17 protein-coding genes and 1 other annotated feature are annotated in these 21273 nt (G+C 62.5%); of the genes, 11 read left to right on the forward strand and 6 right to left on the reverse strand.

The genetic code is table 11. The features are described from left to right. Positions 1 to 64: 64 nt before the first annotated feature. Positions 65 to 1723 carry a sigma-54 interaction domain-containing protein gene (locus tag I6E39_RS04020; protein WP_235380255.1) on the reverse strand — a complete coding sequence of 553 codons (1659 nt, stop codon included), beginning with the start codon at positions 1721 to 1723 and terminating at the stop codon, positions 65 to 67. Between the two features lie 320 nt (positions 1724 to 2043). Between I6E39_RS04020 and I6E39_RS04025 the strand changes: the two genes are divergently transcribed. The 4 genes from I6E39_RS04025 to rpoN all read left to right on the forward strand — a co-directional run bounded on the left by I6E39_RS04025 (position 2044) and on the right by rpoN (position 7207). Further along, complete coding sequence (locus I6E39_RS04025; RefSeq protein WP_235380257.1) at positions 2044 to 3627, forward strand: BCCT family transporter; 1584 nt, start codon at positions 2044 to 2046, stop codon at positions 3625 to 3627. Positions 3628 to 3676: 49 nt separating this feature from the next. After that, positions 3677 to 5209, forward strand: coding sequence for an HAL/PAL/TAL family ammonia-lyase (locus tag I6E39_RS04030; protein ID WP_235380259.1), 1533 nt, complete (start codon positions 3677 to 3679; stop codon positions 5207 to 5209). 1 nt (position 5210) lies between these two features. Beyond that, entirely contained in the window at positions 5211 to 5465 is a 255-nt protein-coding gene (locus tag I6E39_RS04035) for a hypothetical protein (protein WP_235380261.1), read from the forward strand. A gap of 383 nt (positions 5466 to 5848) precedes the next feature. Beyond that, a complete protein-coding gene (rpoN, locus tag I6E39_RS04040) occupies positions 5849 to 7207 on the forward strand; it encodes an RNA polymerase factor sigma-54 (RefSeq protein ID WP_235380262.1) in 1359 nt (452 codons plus the stop codon). Between the two features lie 96 nt (positions 7208 to 7303). Here rpoN and ilvC read toward each other — a convergent pair whose 3' ends face one another. The 5 genes from ilvC to ilvB (I6E39_RS04065) form a co-directional block, all read right to left on the reverse strand. Continuing rightward, positions 7304 to 8323 (reverse strand): ketol-acid reductoisomerase, encoded by a 1020-nt coding sequence (ilvC, locus tag I6E39_RS04045; RefSeq protein WP_235380264.1) that lies wholly within the window; start codon positions 8321 to 8323, stop codon positions 7304 to 7306. Further along, the gene (gene ilvN / locus I6E39_RS04050; RefSeq protein ID WP_235380265.1) at positions 8304 to 8870 is read right to left on the reverse strand and encodes an acetolactate synthase small subunit; all 567 of its coding nucleotides are present in this window, start codon (positions 8868 to 8870) and stop codon (positions 8304 to 8306) included. The genes ilvC and ilvN (I6E39_RS04050) overlap by 20 nt, the downstream gene beginning before the upstream one ends. A 13-nt stretch (positions 8871 to 8883) precedes the next feature. After that, positions 8884 to 10587, reverse strand: a complete 1704-nt coding sequence (gene ilvB, locus I6E39_RS04055) for a biosynthetic-type acetolactate synthase large subunit (RefSeq protein ID WP_235380266.1) — start codon at positions 10585 to 10587, stop codon at positions 8884 to 8886. Between the two features lie 154 nt (positions 10588 to 10741). Next, complete coding sequence (ilvN, locus tag I6E39_RS04060) at positions 10742 to 11227, reverse strand: acetolactate synthase small subunit (protein ID WP_235380267.1); 486 nt, start codon at positions 11225 to 11227, stop codon at positions 10742 to 10744. 19 nt (positions 11228 to 11246) lie between these two features. Next, a complete protein-coding gene (ilvB, locus tag I6E39_RS04065; RefSeq protein ID WP_235380268.1) occupies positions 11247 to 12875 on the reverse strand; it encodes a biosynthetic-type acetolactate synthase large subunit in 1629 nt (542 codons plus the stop codon). 83 nt (positions 12876 to 12958) lie between these two features. Further along, positions 12959 to 13194: a binding site (T-box leader), on the reverse strand. 269 nt (positions 13195 to 13463) lie between these two features. Here ilvB (I6E39_RS04065) and I6E39_RS04070 point away from each other — a divergent pair. The 7 genes from I6E39_RS04070 (at position 13464) to I6E39_RS04100 (ending at position 21264) form a co-directional block, all read left to right on the forward strand. Beyond that, positions 13464 to 14348, forward strand: coding sequence for a prephenate dehydrogenase (locus tag I6E39_RS04070; protein WP_235380269.1), 885 nt, complete (start codon positions 13464 to 13466; stop codon positions 14346 to 14348). Between the two features lie 612 nt (positions 14349 to 14960). After that, positions 14961 to 16133, forward strand: coding sequence for a cation diffusion facilitator family transporter (locus I6E39_RS04075; protein ID WP_235380270.1), 1173 nt, complete (start codon positions 14961 to 14963; stop codon positions 16131 to 16133). Between the two features lie 153 nt (positions 16134 to 16286). Further along, positions 16287 to 16979 carry a response regulator transcription factor gene (locus I6E39_RS04080; RefSeq protein WP_235380272.1) on the forward strand — a complete coding sequence of 231 codons (693 nt, stop codon included), beginning with the start codon at positions 16287 to 16289 and terminating at the stop codon, positions 16977 to 16979. A gap of 88 nt (positions 16980 to 17067) precedes the next feature. Continuing rightward, a complete protein-coding gene (locus I6E39_RS04085; RefSeq protein ID WP_235380274.1) occupies positions 17068 to 18507 on the forward strand; it encodes a sensor histidine kinase in 1440 nt (479 codons plus the stop codon). A 49-nt stretch (positions 18508 to 18556) separates the two neighbouring features. Next, a complete protein-coding gene (locus I6E39_RS04090; RefSeq protein ID WP_235380276.1) occupies positions 18557 to 19798 on the forward strand; it encodes a S1C family serine protease in 1242 nt (413 codons plus the stop codon). 105 nt (positions 19799 to 19903) lie between these two features. Next, the gene (locus I6E39_RS04095) at positions 19904 to 20389 is read left to right on the forward strand and encodes an NUDIX hydrolase (RefSeq protein ID WP_235380278.1); all 486 of its coding nucleotides are present in this window, start codon (positions 19904 to 19906) and stop codon (positions 20387 to 20389) included. Then, a complete protein-coding gene (locus I6E39_RS04100; protein WP_235380280.1) occupies positions 20386 to 21264 on the forward strand; it encodes an aldose 1-epimerase family protein in 879 nt (292 codons plus the stop codon). The genes I6E39_RS04095 and I6E39_RS04100 overlap by 4 nt, the downstream gene beginning before the upstream one ends. The last annotated feature ends 9 nt before the right edge of the window (positions 21265 to 21273 follow it).

Below are 21273 nucleotides of genomic sequence, written 5' to 3' on the forward strand. Positions count from 1 at the left end.
CCCTTTCCGCGAAAAAGAGGACAGGCCGCCGAAACCAACGGTTCAGCGGCCTGATTGTTCGTCCTCACAGGACGATCCCGTATTTTCTGATCCGGTACTGTAAGCTCTGCCGCAGGATGCCCAGGGTCTGGGCGGTGCGGGAGATGTTTCCGCCGCAGTGGTCCAGGGCCTGGACGATGATCTGGTGCTCGTAGTCGTCCAGCAGGCTCTGCAGGGTGGCGGAGGAGAAGTCGATGGCCGGCGCGGTGTCGGCGGATGCGGCCGGCGCGGTCCGGCTCTTCAGCAGATAGGAGGGCAGGTGCTCCGGCCGCATGGTGCTGGAGTCGGCCACGTTCTGGGCATAGTCCAGAACATGGAACAGCTCCCGCACATTGCCCGGCCAGTGGTAGCTGCGCAGGATGGCGTAGACCTGGGGGTCTACCTCGGTAATGCCGTGGACATACTGGTAGGAGGTGGCGTTCAGGTGGTACCGGACCAGTTCCTCCAGGTCCTCCAGGTGCTCCCGCAGGGGGGGCAGCTCCAGCATCACCGTGGACAGCCGGTAAAACAGGTCCCGGCGGAACTGGTTGTCGGCAATGGCGCGGAAGGGGTCCTCGTTGCAGGAGGAGATGATCCGCACATCCAGCTTCAGGTCCTTGTTCCCGCCCACCCGGCGGAAGGTGTTTTCCTGGATGACCCGGAGGATCTTGGACTGCATCGCCAGACTCATGGAGTTCAGCTCATCCAGGAACAGGGTGCCTCCGCTGGCCTCCTCGAAGTAGCCCGCCTTGTCCTCGCTGCCGGTAAAGCTGCCCTTCTGGGTGCCGAAGAGAAGGCTCTCGATCAGCGTTTCCGGGATGGCGGCGCAGTTGATGGCCAGAAATTTCTTGCCCCGGCGGGGGCTGGCCTGGTGGATGCTCTGGGCAAAGATCTCCTTGCCGGTACCTGTCTCGCCCACCAGCAGGACGGAGCTGTTCTGGGGGGCTACCTTTTGGGCGATGGCTACCGCATCCCGGAGCCTTTGGCTGTGGCCGATAACATTTTCAAAGGTATAGCCGGAGAAGGTGATCTGGCTCCCCCGGGAGGCGAAGGACTTCAGCGCCCGCTGGGTCTCCTCCATTCGCTTGATGTTCCGCTGTACGATCTCCTCCGTCTGCTCAAAGACCACGGCCCCCAGCAGCTCCCCTTCCCGCAGGATAGGGTAGGAGGTATTGGCGGTGGCGATGGAGGTGTCGTCGCTGGCCTTGAAATGGTCCACCCGGTTGATGACGGGGGACTGGGTCCGCAGGGCGGTCATGGTGGTGCTGACGCTCTCGTCCAGGTTGTACAGGTCCAGCAGGTGGCGGCCCTGGGGATCGACGCCGCTGGGAATGTGGGAGATCTTGCGGCTGACCTTGTTGAAGTAGACAGCACAGGCGTTCTTGTCATAGATCTGCACGCCCTCGGCGACCTGGTCCAAGGCCCTGGCAAAGAGGTAGGCCCGGTGGTCCTCTCGGGAGAGAAGGAGATAGGTGCTCTCCCCCGGCCCGGGCAGGAAGCGGTAATAAAAGGTATCCTCATCCCAGCGGAAGGAGCCGGACTCCTGCCCGGCGTGAATAGGAAACACGGAGGCGGCCCGCCGCCGCCGGGCCACCCAGCTTTCGAAGAGCAGGTGGTAGAGTTTTTTCGACTCTTCACTGCCCCAGGCCACCGTCTGAAAGCGGCCGTCCAGGTCCAGCGTAAACAATACGTCATAAAAATCCATGGAATGCCTCCTGATCCGCAGTGTGCATGGTACCAGTGTAAAAAATCAGGAGGAAAAAGTCAAGGATAATGCAAAAAATATTTGCGTAGCGCAAAATATAATTGCACTCTAAGGGGGACAGCAGCGCGAAAAATGCGGAAACCCGCCTGTCAAAAACTGTCTGACTGCATAAAACGAGCAGGTTAAAACTGTAAAAAAGAAACAAAATTTGAGGGGGACCCACATTTTGAAAAGAGTTGGCCCGTCCCTTGCTTATAAATATAGGCAGCGACAAAGAAAGGAGGGTATGACGGCAAACTCACCGTCATACGGAGAAAAACATGAAACCTGAAGCAAACAAAAAGCCGATCCGCTGGAACGTATTTGTCCCCTGTTTCCTGGTCATCGGCGGCGCTGCCCTGCTGGGCATCATCAACAACGAGTGGCTGACCAGCGTCACCAGCAGCATCTTCGGCTGGTCCCTGAGCACCTTTGGCTGGCTGTATCAGATCGTGGCCATGGTCACCCTGCTGCTGGCCGTCCTGCTGACCTTTACCAAGGTGGGCAAGATCCGCTTCGGCGGCCCTGAGGCCAAGGCCAAGTATTCCTTCGGCTCCTGGTTTGCCATGACCCTTACCGGCGGCATCGCCACCGGCCTGATCACCTACGGCGTCAACGAGGTGCTGATCTACTTCGGCAACATCTACGGCGAGCTGGACGCCCTGGGCATTCAGCCCCTCAGCGACGAGGCAGCCTGGTTCTCCATGGGCCGCTGCTTCTACAACTGGACCTTTATCCCCTACGCCATGTACGCCCTGTCCGGCGTGCTCATCGCCTATATGTACTTCAACCGCAAGAAGGACCTGTCCGTGGCCGCCTCCCTCACCCCCCTGTTCGGTGACAAGGTGACCAAGGGTATCTGGGTGGTTCTGGTGGACGTGCTGTCCGTCCTGGCTATCGCTCTGGGTCTGGCCGCCTCTCTGGGCGCCGGCCTGGCTCTGATCGGCACCGGCCTCCATGCCGCCTACGGCGTGGCCCAGGGCCCCATCGTCTGGTTCGCTCTGACCGCCATCATCACCATCACCTTCACCGTGGCTTCCGTCACCGGCATCGACAAGGGCATCAAGTGGCTGGCCGGTCTGACTTCCAAGATCTTCTATGTCCTGCTGATCCTGCTGTTCATCATTGGCCCCACCGTCTATATCCTGAACATGGCCAATGTGGGTCTGGGCTACTGGCTGGACCGCTTCTGGACCTGGGGCTTTGACCCCTACACCGTGGGCGGCTCCGCTCTGGTCACCTGGTGGACCATGTATGACTGGGCCATCTGGATCGCCTACGCTCCCCTGATGGGCATCTTCTTCGCCATCATTGCCTATGGCCGCACCATCCGTCAGTTCCTCATCGTCAACTGGATCCTGCCCGCTTCCTTTGGCTTTGTGTGGTTCGCCATCTGGGGCGGCACCGCTCTCCACTGGCAGATCGCCGGCAAGGCCGACATCATTGCCGCCATCAACGAGGGAGGCGCCGTGGCCGGTATCTGGGAGTTCCTGAAGCAGATCCCCCTGGGCATGATCATCATCCCGGTCATTATCCTGGCTCTGATCGCCGCCTTCTCCACCACCGCCGACACCATGTCCACCACCATCGCGGCTCTGTGCACCAAGGGCGCCCGTCATGACGAAGAGCCCGCCGTGTGGCAGAAGATCGTCTGGGGCGTGTCCATCGGTCTGATCGCCTGCATCATGGTCGCCTTCGGCGGCGGCGCTCAGGGCGTGGACGGCGTGAAGTACCTGGCTGCCTGCGGCGGCTTCGTGGTGCTGATCGTCTTCATTCTTCAGGTTGCGGCTGCCTTTAAGGTGTTCTTCTTCGATCCCGAGACCAAGAAGGACATCGTGGACAGCGTGGACCAGATCGAGGAGTAAGCGGGAACCATCCCGCGTTTCGCAACAATGCTGGAGGTCAGGTTGAATCATGAACGAGATCAAGAAAATCGTATTGGGTGATCCCATCACCCTGGAGGACTTTGTGGCGGTGGCCCGTTTCGGGGCCAAGGTGGAGTTTTCCCCCGCCTACTGTGAGCGGGTGAACCGCTCCCGCACCCTGGTGGAGGGCTGGGTCGCCGAGGAGAGAGTGATGTACGGCGTCACCACCGGCTTCGGCGCCCTGTGCACCAAGGCCATCGGGAAAGAGGACACCGCCCAGCTCCAGGAAAATATCCTGCTGTCCCACTCCGTCTCCGTGGGCGAGCCTCTGAGCGTGGAGCGGGTCCGGGGCATCATGCTCATGGTGCTTCAGAATCTGGGCCAGGGCTACAGCGGCGTCCGGCTGTCCGTGCTGGAGCGCTACCGCGACTTCCTGAACCTGGGTCTGACCCCCTGGGCTCCCGGTGACGGCAGCGTGGGCTATCTGTCCCCCGAGGCCCACATGGCTCTGGTCCTGCTGGGCAAGGGCAAGGCCTACTGGCAGGGCGAGCTGATCCCCGGAGACCAGGCTCTGGCCAAGGCCGGTCTGGAGCCCATGGTCCTCAGCTCCAAGGAGGGCCTGGCCCTGGTGTCCGGCACCACCTCCGCCACCGCCATGGCCGCCCTGGCTCTGTATGATATGCAGCAGGCGGCCAAGTCCGCCGACGTCATCGGCGCCATGTCTCTGGAGGCTCTGAAGGGCGTGATGAACGCCTTTGACGAGCGGGTCATGTCCGTGCGTCCCCATCAGGACCAGGCGGACACCGCTGAGAACGTCCGCCGCATCCTCAGCGATTCCGGCATCATGAAGAAGTACGAGGGCAGCCGGGTGCAGGACGCTCTGTCCCTGCGCTGCATTCCCCAGCTCCACGGCGCGGCCAAGAAGACCCTGGCCGACGCCCGCAAGACCATCGAGATCGAGATCAACTCCTGCTGCGACAACCCCATCCTCTGGCCTGAGGAGGGCAACGAGGACGTGATCTCCGCCTGCAACGCGGACTCCGCCTATGTGGGTATGGAGATGGACAGCGCCTGCATCGCCGCCGTGTCTCTGGCTAAGATGTCCGAGCGGCGGAACAACCGCATCGTGGACGGCTCCCTGTCCGGCTACCCCTGGTTCTGCATCAAGGAGCCCGGTCTGAACTCCGGTCTGATGATCCCCCAGTACGCCCAGGCCGGTCTGATCAACGAGATGCGCGGTCTGGCCACCCCCTCCACCATCGACAACACCCCCACCTGCGGCAACCAGGAGGACTATGTGGCCATGGGCTACTACGCCTGCAAGAAGGCCGGCCCCATGGCGGAAAAGCTGGAGTACGTACTGGCCATGGAGCTGCTGTCCGCCTTCCAGGTCCAGCAGTTTGTGGACCCCGACGTGGCCCGCAGCTCTGCCACCGCTGCCGTGCTGGCCGAGATCGGAGCCCATGTCCCCGTTATGGAGCAGGATATGCTCCTCTACCCCCACATTGAGTACCTGAAGGACTTTATCCACTCCGGAGAGCTGCTCCGGGTGGCGGAATCTGTGACAGGAGCGCTGAAGTAATATGAAGAAACAGATAGAACGCGTGGAGATCGACCTGAAGAAGATTTTTTTGACGCCCCCCAACACCAACCGCGAGCGGATCACCCTGCTGGTCATGATGGTGGTGCTGTTCGTCATGTTCTTCGGTCCCATCTGCTTTACGGACATTCCGCCGGTCAAGGCCATCGCTCTGGCCAGCCTGCCCACTCTGTCCATCTCCTGGGGCTGGATCGTGCTGCTGCGTTCTCTGTTCCGGAAATCTGACTTCTGCCGCTGAATCATGTGACGAAACAAAGGGCCGCGCCAAAAGGCGCGGCCCTTTGTCTGTCGAAAAAGTCTTTTCGACAGACAAATCAAATTTGAAAGCATACCAAAATGTTTTCAAATTTGTACGGATTAAAAAGAAAGGGAACCCTGACGGTTCCCTTTCAAACTATCCTTCCCTCCGAACCCTTCGGCCGGCAAGATTTCTCCGCAGTCTCAGGGCCGCACCTTTTGGCGCGGCCCTTTCCCTGTTAAAAAACCTTCTGCTTGAGGCGCAGCGCGGCAGAGCAGACGCGGCGGCATTTTGAAGCCCTTCAAAAATTGAGGCGGAGGGATGGCTTGAAGAGAGCGGTCTGATTTGCTATAATCGGCTTAATATGACAGGGAGGGATCCCGATGGAACTGATACAAAGCCAGGTACAGCGCCTCAGCCAGCAGCAGCTGCAGGGCGTGGAGCTGCTCCAGATGAGCGCCCAGGAGCTGGAGTCCTATCTCCGGGAGCTGTCCCAGGAGAATCCGGTGGTGGAGCTGGAGGAGCACTTCGCCCCTGCCCAGGAGTCGCCTCGGGAGGAGGACTTGCTGCGCCGCCTGCGCTGGCTGGAGGACAACGACCGCCAGAACCACTACTACCAGCACATAGATGAGGAGGAGCTGGACCCCCTGGTTCGGGTCAGTGGGACAGGCGGGCTGGAGGAGACTCTGGTCCGGTTTATTTCCCGCCAGCTGGACCGGCTGGGGGTGGAAGAGGAGCTGGACCGCGCCGTCCGTTACCTGGCTGCCTGTCTGGATGGGGGCGGCTACCTGCGCTTTTCCCTGGAGGAGCTGTCCGGCCAGACCGGCATCCCTCTGAGCCGAATGAAGCGGGCCCTGGCCCTTCTTCACAGTCTGGAGCCCGCCGGGGTAGGGGCCGCCGACCTGTCCCAGTGTCTGGAACTGCAGCTGCTGCGGATCGGAGCGGAGGGCCCCGCCCTGGCCATCGTCCGGGACCATCTGGAGGCTCTGGCCAAGCGCCACTATCGGGCCATTGCCTCCGCTCTGGGGATCACGGTGGAGCAGGTCCGGGAGGCGGAGGGGATCATCCGGGAGCTGGAGCCCCGCCCCGGCGCCGTCTTTGAGCAGCCGGAGCAGGTGGCCTACATCCAGCCCGACGTGTTTGTTGCGGAGGAGGAGGGCCGGTTCGTGGCCAGGACCCGGGGCGGGGAGCGCCCGCCCTTCCGGATCAGCGCCTATTACCGGGACCTGCTGTCCCAGTCGGGGGAGCAGGAGGTGCGGGAGTATCTGACCGGAAAGCTCCGCCAGGCCGAGGGGGTGCTGTGGGCCATCGGACAGCGGGAGCGCACCCTGCTGCGCTGCGCCCAGGCCATCACCGAGCGCCAGCAGGACTTCTTCCGGCTGGGGCCCCAGGCGCTGGTCCCCCTGCGGATGGCCGACGTGGCCCAGGAGCTGGGCGTCCATGAATCCACTGTCAGCCGGAGCATCCGGGAAAAATATCTCCAGTGCGCCCGGGGGGTGTACCCTATGAGCTACTTCTTCTCCCGCAGCGCCACGGCGGACCAGTCCGGGGCGGCGGTGGGAGGGACCGCGGCCCGGGCGCTGCTGAAGCAACTGCTGGACCAGGAGGACAAGAGCCGCCCCCTGTCTGACCAGAAGCTGAGCGAGGAGATGGAGCGGCAGGGCTGTCCCATCTCCCGCCGCACGGTGGCCAAGTACCGGGAGAAAATGAACATCCCCGGCGCCTCCGGCCGGAAGCGGTGAGGGCTTCTCCTATCCATATCAAAACGATCCAAAAAAACGCCTGTCCCGAAGCGGGACAGGCGTTCTTTTCAGTCGGTGGTTGTGTCAGTAACCGGATCAGTTGGAGGCGGTATCCAGGTCCTTGTCGCCGCCCCAGATCATGTTCTTGCGCAGCTCCTCGCCCACGATCTCCATCTGGTGCTTGGCCAGGTTGGCCCGCTTGGAGTTGAAGAAGGTGCGGCCGTTCTTGTTCTCGGCGATCCACTTGCCGGCGAAGGTGCCGTCCTGGATGTCGTTCAAAACAGCCTTCATGTTCTTCTTGGTCTCCTCATAAGGCAGGACACGGGGACCGGAGACATACTCGCCGTACTCGGCGGTGTCGGAGATGGAGTAGTTCATGGCAGCCACGCCGCCCTTGTTGATCAGGTCGATGATGAGCTTCATCTCGTGGATGCACTCGAAGTAGGCGTTCTCGGGCTCGTAGCCGGCCTCCACCAGAGTCTCGAAGCCGCACTTCATCAGCTCCACCACGCCGCCGCACAGCACGGCCTGCTCGCCGAACAGGTCGGTCTCGGTCTCGTCATGGAAGGTGGTCTCCATCACGCCGGCCCGGGCGCCGCCGATGCCGGCGATGTAGGCCAGAGCGATCTTATAGGCGTCGCCGGTGGCGTTCTGCTCCACGGCCACCAGGCAGGGCACGCCCTTGCCGGCCACATAGGTGGAACGGACGGTGTGGCCGGGACCCTTGGGGGCAGCCATGAACACGTCCACGCCCTTGGGGGGCACGATCTGCTGGTAGCGGATGTTGAAGCCGTGGGCGAAGGCCAGGGCCTTGCCCTCGGTCATGTAGGGGGCGATGGACTTCTTATAGACGTCGGCCTGGACCTCGTCGTTGATCAGCATCATGACGATGTCGCCCCACTGGGCGGCCTCTTCCACGGTCATGACCTTCAGACCGGCCTTCTCCACATTGGCCCAGTTCTTGGAGCCGGCGCGCAGACCCACGCAGACGTCGCAGCCGGAGTCCTTCAGGTTCAGCGCGTGGGCGTGACCCTGGGAGCCGTAGCCGATGATCGCGATCTTCTTGCCGTCCAGATACTTGATGTCACAGTCCTTCTCATAATACATTTTTGCCATAGTTGTATTCCTCCTTGAGTTTATTGTCATCATATATAGTGCTGCGCCCTCTTTCGATGGCGAGTGTACCCGTTTTCGCGATTTCCAGAATGCCGAAGTCCTCCAGCAGGCCAATGAGGGCGGAGGTCTTGTCCTTGTCCCCGAAAATGGCCACCGTCAGCGACTCCCGGCTCACGTCGATGATGTTGGCCCGGAAGACGTTGGCCATCTGAATGACCTCGTCCCTGGCCCCCCGGTCGGCCGCCTTCACCTTGATGAGGGCGAACTCCCGCTGGATAGAGGTGGCCTCGTCCAGCAGCTTCACCGCCTTCACCGGGATCAGCTTCCGGCACTGGGCGGCGATCTGGGAGATCATCAGCTCGTCGGCCAGCAGCACGATGGTGATGCGGGTGATGCCGGGCTTGTCCGTCTCACCGGAGACGATGGACTCAATGTTATACCCCTTCCGGGAGAACAGGCGGGCCACCTGGCTCAGCACCCCGGGGATATCCTGGACCAGGATGGCCAGGGTGTACAGCTTCTTTTCGGTATCGAATTCCTTTTTCACGCGGTCCGCCCCCTTATCTCAGCAAAAAGTCGGTGATGTGGGCGCCGCCGGCCACCATGGGCCGGACCATCTCGTCCATATCCAGCCGGCAGTCGATGACGCAGCCGCAGCCGGCCTCCATGGCGGAGCGGAAGGCGTCCTCCATCTCCGCCCGGTTGGTGACCCGGAAGCCCTTCAGACCGTAGGCCTCCGCCAGCTTGACAAAGTCGGGGCCGCGGTCCAGGGTGGTCTCGGAGAAGCGCTGGTGATAGATCAGGTTCTGCCACTGGCGGACCATGCCCAGACAGCCGTTGTTGAAGATGACGGTGATGATGGGCAGGCCGTAGTGCTGGACGGTGGACAGCTCATGACAGTTCATGCGGAAGCAGCCGTCGCCGGTGGTGTGGACCACCAGCTTGTCCGGGTTGCCCATCTTGGCCCCGATGGCGGCCCCCAGGCCGAAGCCCATGGTGCCGAAGCCGCCGCTGGTCAGCAGCTGGCCGGGATAGTCGAAGTGGAAGTGCTGGATGGACCACATCTGATGCTGGCCCACGTCGGTGGCCACGATGGTGTCCTGGGGGGCCAGACGGCGGATGGTCTCCAGCACCTGCTGGGGCGTCAGATTTTCGCTTTCCTCCACCACCGAGGGCGTCCGAAGGGACAGGATGTGCTCCTTCCACTCCGGGTGGTGATACTGGGGCACCCGCTCATTGAGCAGATCCAGCACCCGGCGGGCGGAGCCGATGATGTGGTGATCGGTGAGGACGTTCTTGTCGATCTCGGAGCGGTCAATGTCGATCTGGACGATCTTGGCCTGGCTGGCGAAGGAGGCCGGGTCCAGCGCCACCCGGTCGGAGAACCGGCAGCCCACGGCGATGAGCAGGTCGCACTCGTTGCAGGCCACGTTGCTGGCCTTGGAGCCGTGCATACCCACCATGCCGGTGGTCAGGGGGTGGCCGCCGGGGAAGCCGCCGCCGCCCATGACGGTGATGGCCACCGGGGCGTCCAGCTTTTCGGCGAACTCCTTGAACTGCTTGTCCGCCCGGCCGCGGACCACGCCGCCGCCGCAGAGCAGCAGGGGGCGCTGTGCCTGGGCGATCATGTCCACCAGGATGCCGATGTCCTCCAGATTGGGCTCCGGGGCCTTCAGCTCGTGGCTGTCGGACAGGGCCCGGATGCTGCTGCAGCTCCGGTTCTGGGTCCAGGGCACAAACTCATAGTCGATCTCCACGTTGGGGGCGGTGACGTTCTTCAAAAAGTCGATGAGCACCGGACCGGGCCGGCCGGTGGCGGCCACGGCGAAAGCCTGGCGCATCACGTCGGGGATGGTCTGGGCGTCCCGGACCAGATAGGTGGCCTTGGTGATGGGCATGGCGATGCCGGTAATGTCCACCTCCTGGAAGGAGTCCTTGCCCAGCAGGGGTTCGGTCACGTTGCAGGTGATGAACACCACGGGGGAGGAGTCCATGTAGGCGGTGGCGATGCCGGTGGTCAGATTGGTGGCCCCGGGGCCGCTGGTGGCAAAGCACACCCCCACCTTTCCAGTGGACCGGGCGTAGCCGTCGGCGGCGTGGGAGGCGCCCTGCTCGTGGGCGGTCAATACATGGCGGATCTTGTCTTTGTAATTATACAGCTCGTCATAGAGGTTCAGGATGGTTCCGCCGGGATACCCGAAGACGGTATCCACCTCCTGCTCCAGCAGACACTCCATGATGGCTTGCGTGGCGCGGATTTTCATGGTACTGATTCAACTCCTGTCGGTGGGGGTTAGGTCTCGCAGCGTTTCGCCGCCGCGGCGGCGAAAGAAATTGTAAGCTGTTTTTCCGACGGCATGCGCGGCGGAAAAACTCATCAAGCTATCACGCCTCGCCTGTTCGCGACGGCTCGGACGCTTAGATTTTCCCTCCGCCCTTCTGGACGGCGATGACGCCGGTGCGGGCCACCTCCAGGATGGAGAAGGGCCGCATCATGGACTGGAAGGTGTCCAGCCGGTCGGGGGTATCGGACAGCTCCATGGTCAGGGAGGTGGGGGAGATGTCGTCCACCTTGGCCCCCATGATCTCGCAGATGGTCATGATATCCTGGCGGGTCTTGTTGTTGGCGTTCACCTTCAGGATCATCAGCTCCCGGCCAATGAAGGTGTTCTCGTCCAGGGTGCGGACCTTGATGACCTCCACCAGCTTGTTCAGCTGCTTCTCCACCTGCTCCACCACGCTGTTGCCGCTGTCCACGATGATGGTGATGCGGGAGATGGTGGGGTCGTCGGTAACGCCCACGGCCAGGGATTCGATGTTGAAGGCCCGGCGGGAAAAGAGGCCGGTGATCCGGTTCAAAACGCCGGCCTGGTTTTCCACCAGGACGGAAATAGTCTGTTTCATATTGTGGCCTCCTCCCTGCTCAATCGGTGGTGCTGACGTCGGGATGGACCCGGCAGATCAGCAGGCAGCTGCCCTCGCTGCCCAGGAACCGGTCCAGCACCTCATCCAGCTTGTCCTCGTCGCTGACCGTCATGCTGGGGATGCCGTAAGCGGCGGCGATGGTGGGAAAGTCGGGGGAGCCGTCCAGCGCCACCCCGAAAGGCCCGTGGTAGGGGGCGGAGTTCTGAATCTGGTTGACCAGACCCAGAACCTGGTTCTGGAACAGGACGATCTTGATGTCCATGCCGGCGCACTTGATGGCCGCCAGCTCGTTCATGGCCATCTGGAAGGAGCCGTCGCCGCAGACCACCACGGTCTGGCGGTCCGGCTGGGCCACCTTCACGCCGACGGCGGCGGGAAGGGCGTAGCCCATGGTGCCCAAGCCGCCGCTGGTCAGCAGCCGGCCGTTTTTCTGGGGCAGGTACTTGCAGGTGAAGATCTGGTTCTGGCCCACGTCCACGCATATCGCCGCGTCGTCGTTCAGCTTGGCGCCCAGCTTCCGCAGGACGGTGCCGGGGAAGACGTAGCCCTCCCGCCGGGGGAACACCCGGCCCAGCTCAGCCTTGCGGTAGTCCCGCAGCCGCTCCAGCCAGGCGGCGGAGTCGGGGGGCATGATGTCACGGTCCAGCAGCTGTCTTAAAATCACCTTCACATCCCCCACCAGGGGGATGGCGGCCTGCATATTTTTGCCGATCTCCGCCGGGTCCACGTCGATGTGGATGGTGGCCATACGGCGCTGGATCTCGCCGGGGTCAATGACCGCCCGGTCGGCGGCCCGGGTGCCCACCATGATGAGCAGGTCCGCCTTGGCCAGGGCCTTGTTGGCGCAGTGGTTGCCGTGGGCGCCGATCATGCCCAGATTCAGGGGGTGGTCCGTGGGCATCAGGGAGATGCCCATCATGGTCTTGACCACGGGAATCTGGTTGCGCTCCGCCAGTTCCAGCAATTCTTCCTTGGCGTGGGCCAGCCAAACGCCGCCGCCGGCGCAGATGAGGGGCTGCTTGGCCTTGGAAATGGCCTCAGCCACCCGCTTGATCTGCAGCTCGTTGCCCTTGACGCTGGGCTTATAGCCCCGGATATTGACCTGCTGGGGGTAGTGGAAGTTCTTGACCTCCTGGTTCTGGACGTCGATGGGGATGTCGATGAGGACCGGACCGGGCCGGCCGGTGGAGGCGATGTGGAAGGCCTCCTTCACGATCCGGGGGATGTCGTTGGCGTCCTTGACCAGGTAGCTGTGCTTGGAGAAAGGGGCCACCGCGCCGGTGATGTCCACCTCCTGGAAAATATCCCGGCCCAGCAGGTTGCTGGGCACCTGGCCGGTGATGGCCACCATGGGGATGGAGTCCATGTAGGCGGTGGCCACGCCGGTGATCAGGTTGGTCGCCCCCGGCCCGGAGGTGACCATACACACCCCCACCTTGCCCGATACCCGGGCATAGCCGGAGGCCATATGTCCCGCGTTCTGCTCCGTCCGCACCAGCGTATAGCCGATCTCCGGGTGGGCCTTCAGGGCGTCCACCGCCGGACAGATGGTGGCGCCGGCATAGCCGAAAATGTGATCTACCTGTTCCTGTAATAGGCTTTCAATCAAAGCCTGTGCTCCGTTCATGGAAGCTCACCTCCATTGGTGTCATGGGGCAGACCCTTCTGCCCCCGCTGAAAAACAAAAACGGCTTCATCCTATCCAAAATCAGATAGGACGAAGCCGATTGCTCCGTGGTACCACCTAAATTCATGGCGGGCTGACGCCGCCACGCACTCGTTGCCCCTGTAACGTGGGGGAGACCGTTCCAACCTACTGCGGCGCGCGCCGGTTCAATCAGACTGCTCGCGGGTGATGTTCGGAAGTGCTCCTTCACGGGAGCTTACACCGACCGCTCCCTCTCTGCGCATCCAGGCATGCCTACTAGCCCGCTCATCGCTTTTGTGATGATTGTCACTTATCATATCTCAATCGGGAAGGTTTGTCAATTCCTTTTCTGGGATTTTCTTTGCCGGCTTAATCCGTAAAAGCGTCTCCCGCTTTCAGGGGGCCCGGCCCTTGCCGCCCAAGGGCTGCCGGCCTCGCCGCTCTCTGTGGAGCCCCGCTTTCCCCCCCTTGACTTCAACAGTTAACTGTGTTAAAGTTTTTCTTGCCCCCCGATTTGGGGGAGCGGAATTCTGACGGGCGCGCCCGAGGCGCGCGGGGGTTACTGTTATGAGTAGACATATTGTGATCGTGGGCCTGGGCCTCATCGGCGGCTCCATGGCCAGAGCCCTGCGGGGTTTTGAAGATTTTGATATCATCGGCGTGGACGTGAGCCAGCCCACGCTGCGCTTCGCTCTGGAAAACGACATCATCGACCGTGCAGAGGAGGACCCGGTCAAAGCCCTGGCCCAGGGGGACCTGGTGTTCCTCTGCCTCCACCCCAGGGGCATTGTGGAATTTATGGCGGAACACCGGGACCACTTCAAGGCCGGCGCCATGGTCACCGACGTGTGCGGCGTCAAGGGAGCCGTTCTGGAGGGGGCCAAGGTTCTGCCCCCCACGGTGTCCTTTGTGGGCGGTCACCCCATGGCGGGCCGGGAGACCTCGGGCATCCAGTGTTCCCTGGTGAACATGTTCCAGAACGCCCACTATATCCTGACGCCCAACGAGCAGTCCAGCCCGGAGCACGTCGCCCTGATGGAGCGGGTGGCCCGCCATGTGGGCTGTGCCGACGTGGTGAAGACCACCCCGGAGCAGCACGACGCCATCATCGCCTACACCAGCCAGATGATGCACATCATCGCCGTGGCCGTCTGCGACGACGAGAGCCTGTTCCGGTATCAGGGCTTTGAGGGCGACTCCTTCCGGGGCTGCACCCGGGTGGCCGCTCTGGACGTGCCCCTGTGGACCCAGCTGTTCACCATGAACGCCGACGCGCTGTGCGGCGCCCTGGAGCAGCTGGAGGAGCACATCCGCAGCTACCGTCTGGCCATCCGGAACGGGGACACGGAAGCTCTGGTCCAAAAGCTCAATGCCTCCTCCGCCCGCAAGCGGAAAATGAACCAGCTGGAGCGGGAGAGCGGCGCTGTGGGCCGGAACGGCACCGTGAATTGAATCTGCAAGACAAATGGCCCTGACCGGATCGGTCAGGGCCATTCGTCTGTGTGTTGTAAAGGAGAGGGAGAAAAGAAGTGATGTGTTGGTTCAGCCGTTCTTTCTGACTGCAAGTATATGCTACAATAGAATTACGACAAATTCGTGACGGCCCCATGAATTTTTTGTAAACATCGCGCGCCCTTTTTCCCTCTCAGCACGACAGAAGGCCCCGACTTGTGGTCGGGGCCTTCTGTCTGTGTGTGTTATAAAGGAGAGGGAGAAATGGGAGATATTTTTATGATTGGTACGATACCATGGTAAAATAGAATTACGTCAAATTCGTGACGGCGATATGAACTTTTTGTAAACATTGGGGTCTCACATTGCAGCAGGGATTTTGTCCCGGCTGCAGGCCGTTGAAACCATTAAAAATGTGTTCAAATAGGCAGCAATTGAGCGGAACAGGGAACCGGATGGCCCCTTTTCCAGAATCCCGTCTTTCGAAGCTTTCGCCCGGCGGAGTTCACCTCCGGTCTTTCTTTTGCTTGACGGTGTATATTGATTTGTGGGATAATAAAATATTACCAAAAGCGGGTTTCCGCCCTTACATCTAAGGAGTGTCTATACATCATGGGTTTCTTCGTCAACTTCTGCCTGCGCGGCGGGGATAAAAACGACCCCGAGACCCGCCGCCGCTGCGGCACCGTGGCCGGCGGCATCGGGATTTTCCTCAACATTCTGCTGTTCCTTGGCAAGCTGCTGGCCGGCCTCATCACCTCCTCGGTGGCCATGATAGCCGACGCCGTCAACAACCTTTCCGACGCCGCCACCTCGGTGGTCACTCTGATCGGATTTCATCTGGCGGGCCAGGAGGCCGACGCCGACCACCCCTTTGGCCATGGCCGGGCGGAATACGTCACCGGCCTGATCGTGGCTCTGGCCGTTCTTCTGATGGGCGTGGAGGTGGGCCGCTCCGCCCTGGACGCCCTGTTCCACCCCGAGCCGGTCCGGGCCACCCCCCTGTCCCTGGTCATTCTGGCGGTGGCCATCGCCGTCAAGCTGTGGATGTTCCTCTTCAACCGGGCTCTGGGCCGAACCATCGACTCCGCCGCCATGGCCGCCACCGCCGCCGACTCCCTGTCTGACGCGGCTTCCACCCTGGTTGTCCTGGTGTCCGCCCTGCTGGCGGGGCGGATCTCCTTTCCCATCGACGGTCTGGCGGGCCTGGCCGTCTCCCTGCTGATCCTAAAGACCGGGTGGGAGGCCGCGCGGGAGACCCTGGACCCCCTGCTGGGCCGCCCCATGGACCCCGATCTGGCCGCCGACATCGACAAGCTGGTGCTGGGGCACGACAATATTCTGGGCATCCACGACCTGGTCTATCACGACTACGGCCCCGGCCGGGCCATGATGTCTTTTCACGCCGAGGTCCCCGCTGACGGCGACCTGCTGGAGATCCACGACGTCATCGACCACATCGAGCGGGAGCTGAAGGCCAAGCACCACATCGAGACCACCATCCACATGGACCCGGTGGTGCGCGACGAGCGGACCGCCGAGCTTCGCGCCCAGGTCACAGCCCAGGTGAAGGGGCTGGACCCGTCCCTCTCCATCCACGACTTCCGCATTACCGCCGGTCCCATCCACACCAATCTGATCTTCGACGTGGTGGTGCCCTACGGCTTCCGCCTCTCCGACGACCAGGTCCGGGCGGAATTGAGCGCCCGGATCAAGGGCCTGTCCGACCGCTATTTCTCCGTCATCCAGGTAGACCACTCCTATGTGGACGGCAGGAAGAATTAGTCCCCCGGCCCCGCGGGGCGTCATGTCCCGCCCAACTCCCCGCCAGCTTCCCGCCGCGTTCTTCCGGCTTCAATTTACAAATTATTCACCCAAGAGGCCTGATCGGCGGTATAATAGAAATATCCGAAAATTCTAAGAAATGGGGTGCCCGCTATGCCCAAAAAGGTTCTGATCGTGGAGGATGACGGCAACATTGCCGAGCTGCTCCACCTGTATCTGGAAAAAGAGGGATTTGAGACCCAGGTAGCCAAGGACGGCGGCAAGGGTGTGGAGTATTTCCGCTCCTTCCAGCCCGATCTGGTGCTGCTGGACATCATGCTGCCCATTATGGACGGCTGGACCGTTCTGAAAAAGATCCGGGAAACCTCCAAAACTCCCGTCATCATGCTCACCGCCAAGGGGGAGACCGAGGATAAGGTCACCGGCCTGGAGGGGGGCGCCGACGACTACATCGTGAAGCCCTTTGAGATGAAGGAGGTGCTGGCCCGCATCCACGCCGTCCTCCGCCGCAGCGGTGAGGAGGAGGAGCCGGGAGAAAAGAAGCTGTCCTTCGACAAGCTGGTCATCAATCTGGACTCCTACGAGCTGCTGGTGGACGGCCAGCGGGTGGACACGCCCCCCAAGGAGCTGGAGCTGCTCTACCACCTCGCCTCCGCCCCCAACCGGGTCTTCACCCGGAACCAGCTGCTGGACGAGGTCTGGGGCTTCGACTACTTCGGCGACAGCCGCACCGTGGACGTCCACATCAAGCGGCTGCGGGAAAAGCTGGAAAACGTCAGCGACCAGTGGAGACTGAAAACCGTCTGGGGCGTCGGTTATAAGTTCGAGGTAGGTGGAAACGGATGAGCACCTTGTCGCTGACGTCATGCGCGAAGCGCATCGCCGCGAGTGCGGCGGTGCCGGGCAGAATTCATTTTGAGGTAGGTGGGGCCGCTTGAAATCCCTCTATCGCCGCCAGCTGACCATGATGCTGGGCGTGATGGTGCTGTCCTTCACGCTGCTGTCCGCCGCCTTCATGCTGCTGTCCTACCGCTATATCATCTCGGAAAAACGGGAGTCCATGGAGCGCAACGCCGACTATATCGCCACCTTTACCGCCTCCTACTACCAGCAGTACCTGGACATCCGCAGCGAGCTGTATAAAAACTATGTGGCCTCCATCGCCCTGCTGTCCGACTCCCATGTGATCGTCTCCGCCCCCGACGGGCGGATCATCTACGCCACCGACGGGGCCCGCTTCTCCACCTACAGCGAGGACGAGCCCATCCCCAGCAGCGTGGTCCAGTCCATTCTGGAACAGGGGTCCTACACCGGCATGAGCAATCTGGACGGCATCTACCCCGAACGCCGGTATGTGGCCGGCCTGCCGGTGGTGGTCAAGCTGGGCGGACTCTCCGCTGTCCAGGGCCTGGTGCTGGTTTCCGCCGACGCCTCCAGTCTGGCCGAGATGTGGGCCTCCACCGCCACCATATTTTTCTTCACCGCCGTGGTGGTACTGCTCATCGCCGTCATCGCCAGCTCCCTCACCTCCGCCTATCAGGTCCGGCCTCTGAAAGAGATGGCTGAGGCCGCCCGGAAATTCGGCCGTGGCGAGTTCGACGTGCGGGTCACCAACTACGAGGGACGGTGCGACGAGATCGGCGAGCTGGCCGACGCCTTCAACTCCATGGCCAACTCCCTGGCAAAGGTGGAGAGCCAGCGGGCGGACTTTATCGCCAACGTGTCCCACGAGCTGAAGACCCCCATGACCACCATCGCCGGCTTTGCCGAGGGCATTCTGGACGGCACCATACCCCCGGAGCGGGAGAAGGAGTCTCTCCAGATCATCGTGTCCGAGACCCGGCGGCTGTCCCGGCTGGTCCGGCGGATGCTGGATCTGAGCCGGCTCAACGCCCTGGCGGAGAGCACCCTCACCGCCCAGGAGCAGTTCGACCTGACCGAGGTGGTGTCCCAGGTCCTCATCAGCCTGGAGGGTAAGATCACCGGCCGGAACCTGGACGTGGACGTACAGATGCCCGAGGAGAAGCTGATGGTCTGGGGCGACCCGGATTCCATCACCCAGGTGTGCTATAATCTGCTGGACAACGCCGCCAAGTTTGCCGCCTCCGGCACCACCCTCACCGTCCAGATCACCAAGAAGGACGGCAAGGCCTACACCACCATCCGCAACCTTGGGGCCACCATCCCCCAGGAGGAGCTTCCCCTCCTCTTTGACCGGTTCCACAAGGCGGACTACTCCCGCTCCATGGACCGGGAGGGCGTGGGTCTTGGCCTGTATATTGTCAAGACCATTCTGAATAATCTGAAAGAGAACATTACTGTCACCAGCGAAGACGGCGTCACCCAGTTCACCTTCACCCTGACGCTGGCCTGACCCCTCCGCGCCCAACTTCAAACTCCTACCATAAAAGCGGGGTGTTTCTTTGGACAATCGAAGCGACGATCTGTGGCAGGGCGGCCCCTGGGAGCAGCCCTCTCCCGTCTTTCCCGATCCTCCGGCGGTACGCATCCCCGCCGGAGCCATGGAACCCCGGCGGCCCGTGCTCCGTCCCCGCCGCCGGCGTAGATGGCCCGGCGTGGCCGTGCTGGTCCTCCTGATCCTGGCTCTTACTGTTCTGGCCTTGGTGCTGGGCACCCTCTTCCATCCCAACCCCGCCATCACCCTTCCGCCCTCTCAGGATGACTCCTCCTATCAGGAGCAGGAGTACAGCACCGAGCCCCCCGCCATCCCCCGGGCCGAGACGGGGACCGGGGTCACCGTGGAGCTGAAGGCCCCCTCCGGCCTCTCCCTGACCTACACCCAGATCTACGAGAAGAACGCCCCCTCCATGGTGTCCATCGAGGCGGAGAGCCGGCGGGAGTACAGCACCGGAACCGGCGTTATTCTGACCCAGGACGGCTATATCGTCACCAACGCCCATGTGGTGGCCGGGGCGGAACGAGTCCGGGTGGTGTTCTCCGACAACAACGTGCTGGACGCCAGTCTGGTGGGCTTTGACGCCGACGAGGACCTGGCCGTTCTGAAGGTGGATGCCCAGGGCCTGACCCCCGCCGAGTTCGGCGACTCCTCCGCGCTGCGCTGCGGCGATCCGGTGGCCGCCCTGGGCGACCCCCTGGGCTACCGCTCCACCATTACCGACGGCATCGTCTCCGCTCTGGACCGGGAGGTGACGGTGGACGGCGTCACCATGGTGCTGATCCAGACCAGCGCCGCCATCAACTTCGGCAACTCCGGCGGCGCTCTCATCAACCAGTACGGCCAGGTGGTGGGCATCACCACCATCAAGATCGTCACCGACGACGGCTCCGCCGAGGCCCTGGGCTTCGCCATCCCCTCCCAGCGGGTAAAGTATGTGGCCGACGCCCTCATTGACGGCCGCGAGGTCCGCACCGGCGTCTTCGGCTTTACCGTTCTCACCCGCCCCGTTCCCGGCGGCGGTCTGGAGCTGCAGAGCGTGGACCCGGACAGCGACGCCTGCGTGAAGGGCCTTCGGGCCGGCGACGTCATCACCGCCGCCAACGGCCAGCCCATCACCGGCGTTCAGGACTTGGCCCGCATCAAGCTGTCCCTGGGCCCTGGCGACACGGTGGTCCTCACCTATCTGCGGGACGGCCAGTCCTATACCGTTGAGGTGGCCCTGGTGGACTCCGATTTGATCGGCTGATCGGCTCATGCCCTTTCTATGGACGCTTTTTTCTAAGCGTCCATATTTTTATTTGCCCCCCTTCCCCGGCCGTGCTATACTGAACAGGTAAGGAGGGGAACGCCCTTGATCAACACCACCCTGTGCTACATCCGGCGGGGCGAGGAATACCTGATGCTCCACCGGATCAAAAAGGAAAACGACCTGAACCACGACAAATGGATCGGCATCGGCGGAAAATTCGAGGACAAGGAGAGCCCCGAGGACTGTCTGCTCCGGGAGGCCTGGGAGGAGACCGGCCTGACGCTGACGGACTACCGCTACCGGGGACTGGTCACCTTTGTCTCCGACCGCTGGCCCACCGAGTACATGCACCTGTTCACCGCCGACGGCTGGACGGGGACGCTGAAGGACTGCGACGAGGGGGTACTGGAGTGGGTCCCCCGGCAAAGACTGCTGGAGCTGCCCCATTGGGAGGGGGACGCCATCTTCCTGGACCTGATCGCCCGGGAGGACACCCCATTCTTCTCCCTGAAGCTGCGCTACGAGGGCGAGACCCTGGCCGAGGCCGTCCTGGACGGCAGACATTTGAAAGGAGCGCCGGAAGTATGATGGTAACGCTGAAAAATTCCCGCCTGACGGTGGAGATCGACGACCTGGGCGCCCAGCTGTGTTCCGTAAAAAGCCCCGGGGGCACGGAGTACATCTGGCAGGCCGACCCCGCAATTTGGGGCCGCCATGCCCCCCTGCTGTTCCCCGTGATCGGGCGGCTCCAGGACGGACAGTACACCCACAAGGGACAGACCTACTCCATCTCCAGCCACGGCTTCGCCCGGGACAGCCGGTTCGAGACCGCGGAGCACACCGACACCCGGGCGGTCTTTCGTCTGACCCACAGCCCGGAGACGCTGGCTGTCTACCCCTTCCCCTTCGTCCTCACCGTCACCTACACCCTGGAGGACAACCGCCTGACCAAGGCCTGCCGGGTGGACAACCCCGGCGGCGGCGAGCTGCTCTTTGAGCTGGGAGGCCACGACGGCTTCCGCGCCCCCCTGGAGCCGGGGGAGACGATGGATGACTATGCCATCCTCCTCCCCGGTCTGGAGTCCATCACGCCCTATGGCATGGACGGGCAGTGCATGACCACCCCCAAGGGTCCCACCTTCCCCCTGGAGGGGGGCCGCCTGCCGCTGAAGCCCTCCACCTTCGGACTGGACACCGTGATCCTGGACCAGCTGCCCCAGCGCCGGGCCATCCTGGCGGACAAGGCGGGCCGGGCCCGGGTGACCATGGACTTCCCCGACTTCCCCTACCTGGGGATCTGGACCCAGGGGAAACCCTTCGACACCAATTACGTCTGCATCGAGCCCTGGTCCACCCTCCCTGACGCAGTCTTTGTGGGCCGTGGGCTGGAGGACAAGCAGGGCGTCTGCCGTCTGGCCCCCGGCCAGTCCCGGGAGCTGTCCTACACCACCACATTTGACTGAGAAAAGGAG

The sequence above is a fragment of the Pseudoflavonifractor phocaeensis genome, from assembly GCF_021531375.1.
In the GTDB taxonomy this organism is placed as follows: domain Bacteria; phylum Bacillota; class Clostridia; order Oscillospirales; family Oscillospiraceae; genus Lawsonibacter; species Lawsonibacter phocaeensis_B.